Annotated in this window: 4 protein-coding genes; all 4 read right to left on the bottom strand. The window is 70.1% G+C overall.

Annotated features, from left to right (window positions below; genetic code table 11):
• The coding region (locus ON30_RS28150) for an AI-2E family transporter (protein WP_245554257.1) at window positions 1–1,096 on the bottom strand (1,096 nt) is incomplete at its 3' end.
• A gap of 39 nt (window positions 1,097–1,135) precedes the next feature.
• On the bottom strand, window positions 1,136–3,241 hold the full coding sequence (locus ON30_RS41395; RefSeq protein ID WP_040712081.1) for a TerD family protein: 2,106 nt from the start codon (window positions 3,239–3,241) through the stop codon (window positions 1,136–1,138).
• Window positions 3,242–3,321: 80 nt separating this feature from the next.
• Window positions 3,322–4,503, bottom strand: coding sequence for an ABC transporter permease (locus ON30_RS28140; RefSeq protein ID WP_040712079.1), 1,182 nt, complete (start codon window positions 4,501–4,503; stop codon window positions 3,322–3,324).
• Window positions 4,500–5,050, bottom strand: a 551-nt coding sequence (locus ON30_RS28135) for an ABC transporter ATP-binding protein (protein WP_040712077.1), incomplete at its 5' end; no start/stop codon positions are given. The genes ON30_RS28140 and ON30_RS28135, both read right to left, overlap by 4 nt.

Here is a 5,050-nt window from a genome sequence, read left to right as displayed (position 1 = left end):
CCTCGTAGCGGCGCACGTACAGGTTCAGGAAGGCCTGCGCGGTGGCCGTCGCCGGGATCGCCAGCAGAGCGCCGATCGCGCCGAGCAGCGCGCCGCCCCCGAGCACGGCCAGCAGCGCCACGGCGGGATTGACGTCGACGGTGCGCGCGGTCAGCCGCGGTTGCAGAATGTAGTCCTGGAAGACCTGGTAGAGCACCACGAACAGGATGATCCACACCGCGTCCAGCGGGTCCACGGTGAGCGCGACCAGCACCGGCAGCACGCCCGCCACATAGGTGCCCACGGTCGGGACGAACGAGGCGACCACCCCGAACCACACGCCCAACGCGACCGCGTCGGGGATGTGCAGCAGCGCCAGGAAGATCCCGTGTCCGATCGCGGAGATCACCGCCAGGATCGCGCGACTGTAGAGGTAGCCGCCGGTCTTCTCGATCGCCAGATCCCACGCGCGCAGCACCGCCTCGTGGCGGCGCGGCGGCAGCAGCGAACAGATCGACCGCCGCATGCGCGGCCCGTAGGCGGTGAAATAGATGCTGAACAACGCGATCAGCAGCAACCGCGCCAAGCCGCCCAGGATCGTGTTCGACCACCCCCAGGCGTGGTTGGCCGCCCGTTCGGCGTACCCGCTGATGACATCGGAATCGCGCAGCAGCCGATCCCGCAACTGCGTGACCGTGAACTGCTGGTCGAAACTGCGATTCACCCAGTCCACGGTCTCCTGCACCAGACGCGGCGTCTCCCCCGCGACATTGTCGACCGTCTCCACCAGCAGGGTGCCCAACGCCGCGCTGAACCCGATCAGGAAGCCGAACAGCAGAACGAAGACCCCGCCGGTGGCCAGACCGCGCGGCACGCCCCGCGCCGCCAGATTGTCCACGGCGGGCTCCATCGCCAGCGACACGAAGAACGCGACCAGCACCACCACGAACAACCCGAGCAGTCGGTGCACCGCCCAACTTCCCAGTTGGTACACCCCGAACAGCACGAACGCCAACACCATCGCCCGCGGCAGCCACCTCGGCATCCGCCCGGCGATCCCCCGCTGGTCCCCCTCGACGCCCGCCGACTCCGCCACCACCCCAGTGTTGCCGACCACCCGGCAATACCCCGGCTACGACTCACGCCCCTTACGGCATCAGTCTGCGACGTCGACCCCGTACCCGCGAGCCAGCTCGGCCAGACCCGCCGCATAGCCCTGTCCCACCGCCCGCACCCGCCACGTCGCACCCCGCAGATAGATCTCGGCGAGCAGCAGGGTCCGCTCCTCGGTAGCGGCGTCGAGGGTGGCCCGAGCGACGGCGGCGGCGTCGTCACCGGGCGCGAACTCGATCTCGATCGCGCCGACGTCACCGAACGTCACCCCCTCGCCGTCGAGCGCGGCGGCCACCACGACACGGCGGCAGTGGTCGGGCAGTTCGGTGAGCGAGATCTGCGCGGCCTGTTCGCTGGGCCCGTCGCCGCGCAGACGGACCCCCGAGGTCTCCGGTTGGTTGTAGAAGACGAAGTCGGCGTCGCCGTCGACCCGCTCGTCCTCGTCCACCAGGAACGCGACCAGATCGACCTCCCAGCTCCCGCCGTGCCCCCACGCGGCGCGCACGGTCCACTCGAAACCGTGCTCGGTGACCGGCAGGTCCGTGACCTGTCCTCGCGCCAGAACCCGCGGCTCGAAGGTCTTCGGAACCTGCTGCTTGAGAGTTTCCGGAACCTGCGGCGCGAACTCCACCTGCGAGTCGGGAGCGTCCGGAACCTGCGACGCGATCGCCTCCCCCGCCGGCGAGTCGGGAGCGTCCGGGACCAGCGGCGCGAACGCCTCCCGCACCGGCGACACGGGCACCTCCGGAACCTGCGACTCGGGCACCTCCGAGACCTGCGACGCGCGAGGCTCCGAATAATGCGAGTCGACGTTTCGCGAAATCCGCGGGTCGAGGTCTTGCGGAGCCTGCGACTCGGGGGTTTCCAGGACCTGTGGCTCGATCGCCCGAACCTGCGGCTCAGGGATCTGGGGACGCCGCGGCTCGGGAGTTTTCGGGGCAGGTGGCTCGGCGTGGGCTCGGTCAGGGTCGAGGAGTTCGGGGCCGTGGACGGGCACGCCCAGTTCTCGCACCTTGGTCATCCGGCGGTCGGATTCCGCGCCGGGCAGGGCCAGGACGTCGGTGACGTTCGCCGACAGGTTCACCGCGGCGGACCCGCCGAGTTCGGTGATGCGGCGGCGGGCGGCGGCGGATCGGTCGTGACCGCCGCCGAGGACCAGAATGCGTCGACCCGCGAGCGGACCGCGCGGCGAGTCGATGGCGGGGCGACCCGGCGGTTCGTCTTTGCGTCGCCCCGGTCGGATCGTCGACAGCAGACCGAGGAAGGTTCGCTCGTCCACGATCGGTGTGCGATGCCGAACGGCGTTGCGCGCCTTGGTGCTCGCGGAGTCCGGACGGTTGGCGACCAGCAGACTCGTTCGACCGCTGACCGCGCCGGTCACGTCGAGGCCCGCAGTTTCGGCGCGCGCGACGAGCACTTCCCGTTCCACCTCGCTGTCGCCGGTGAAAGCGATCTTCATGCCCTGGGTCAGCGGTCCGCTCGGTTCCCAGCGCCCCGGGTAGTGGTAGGGGCAGGGCTGTTTGGGGCCGCGACGTTCCACCGGCCGACCCCAGCCGCCGCGATGATCGGACTTGGGCGGGCAGTCCAGGGTGGGCGGATGGATGCCGAGGCGCGTGGCGTCCAGGATGAGTGCGCGCAGGACTCCCGCGAGCACTCGCGCGTCATCGAGGGCATCGTGGGCCTTCGACTGCCGCACGCCGTAGTGCGCCGCGAGCGCGCCCAGCGTGCAGTTCGGGATGGGCGGGCCGACGCGCCGCGCCAGCGCGAGGGTGCACAGCCGACGCGCCACCGGGAGCACGCCGCCGGCGAGATGGAACTCACGGGCCAGGAACCCGTAGTCGAAATGCGCGTTGTGGGCGACCATCACCCGACCGGCCAGCATGGCCCCGAGTTCGTCGCGCACCTGATCGAATACCGGTGCGCCGCGCAGGATCTCGCGGGTGAGCCCGTGGATGTGGACCGGGCCCGGATCGCACCCGGGATCGAGCAGCGTGTGGAATTCGTCGATGACCTGCCCCTCGCCGTCGAGGGTGAGGGCCGCGACCGACAGCACACGGTGCTCCGCCGCGCGCAGACCCGTCGTCTCCACGTCGACCACCGTGTACGAGCCGACATCGGCTCCGACGGTGGCACTCCCGATACTTCGCATGGCTACCGCATCGTCGCGGCGTCCGGAAATGTTGCAGCACTGTCGATTACCTCGACAGGAGGCCGCGTTCCCGCCCCGGGTCAGTCCTGGACGGCCAGCGCCTGCCGGATGGTCAAGCGGCCCTGGGTCTGCATGAGCGCGCGCCGGTAGATCTTCTCGGCGAGCAGTACGACGCCGTAGGCGGCCACCGCCATCAGGGCCAACGCCACCAGCGGTTCCCACCAGGCCGCCGTGCCCGCGGCCAATCGGCTCGGCATGGCGACGATGGAGACCACCGGCACATAGGAGGCCACCGTGCGGGCCGTGCCGGTGAGGAAGATGCCGGCGAACAGCACGAGCATGATGACGATCGACATCGGCGTGGCGGTGGACTGGAGATCCTCGCTGCGCGTCGCCAACGCGCCCGCGACCGCCCACATGCTCGCCAACGCCAGGAACCCGACGACGAAGAACACCACGAACCAGCCGCCCGCCCCGCCGATCCTGGCGATCTGATCGCCGCGCCCGGTGGCGGCCAACCCGATCAGTCCCGCCCCGACGAACAGCACCACCTGCGCCAACGCGATCAGGGTGTTGCCCATGATCTTGCCGATCAGCAACTGTCGCAGTGGAACCGCGCTGGCCAGGATCTCCACGATCCGGTTCTGTTTCTCCTCGACCACGCTCTGCGCGATGGAGGTGCCGAACAGGATCGAGGACATGTAGAACAGGAACGCGAACACGATCGCCACGACGGCCGCCAAACCGGCGTCGACGCCGCCCTGTTCGAGCAGGTCGTAGCTGACCGCGCCGCCGCGCCCGAGTTCCTCCAGCGAGACGCCCGCGTCGGCGGCGTTGCGTTCCAGGGCGATCTGCCGGGCGGCCGCGCCCAGATAGGTGGCGGCGTCGTCGTTCTCGGCGTTCTTGCCGATCAGCGTCCAGCCCGCGGGCGAGGCCACCATCCCGAGGTCGACCGACTCCTCACGCACGGCCTGTTCGACCGCGGCCGCGTCGGCGAGGCGCAACACGCCGAATTCGAGTCGTTCGTCGGCCGCGCCCGCCAGGCGGGCGGCGGTGGCGACGACCTGGTCGGCCTCGGAGCCGACCGCGGCGATCGAGATCGTCTCGGTCCGACTGGTGACGAACGCGCCGAGCACCAGCGACACCACGATCGCGGCGACGGTGACGAGGGTGGACAGCAGGAAGTTGCGGTCGCGGATCTTCACCGCGCATTCGCGCCGGGTGACGATCGGCCAGATCCGCGGGGCGGGTGGCGTGCTCACGCTGTCACCTCTCGGTAGATGTCGGCGACCGATTGGCGGACTTCGACCAGTTCTCGCACCGATCCGCGGGCCAGCGCCGCGCCCAGCAGGTCGTCGGTGCTCGCGGAAGTGAGTTCCAGCAGCACCGTGGAGCCGTCGGTCTGCACGACGCGCACGCCGGAGAATTCGTTCAGCCATCCCGGATCCTGTCCGAGGACCAGTCGGTAGCGCAGTTCGCCGCGCGCCCGCAGGTCGGGAACCGAGCCCGCGCCGACCACGCGGCCCGCGGCGAGGATCACCAAGTCGTCGCACAGGCGCTCGACCAGATCGAGTTGATGCGAGGAGAACAGCACCGGCACACCGCGTCCGGCGTACTCGCGCAGCAGGTCGGTCATGGAATCCACGGCGGTGGGGTCGAGTCCGGAGAAGGGTTCGTCCAGGATGAGCAGGGCGGGATCGGCGATGACGGCCGCGGCGATCTGCACGCGCTGCTGATTGCCCAGCGACAGCGATTCGAGTTTGTCGGCCGCGCGCCCGCCGAGCCCGAAACGCTCCAGCAACTCCTCGG

This window comes from Nocardia takedensis NBRC 100417 (assembly GCF_000308695.1).
In the GTDB taxonomy this organism is placed as follows: domain Bacteria; phylum Actinomycetota; class Actinomycetes; order Mycobacteriales; family Mycobacteriaceae; genus Nocardia; species Nocardia takedensis.
Note: the sequence above shows the minus strand (reverse complement) of the source record. Positions and strands in the feature narration are given on the sequence as shown.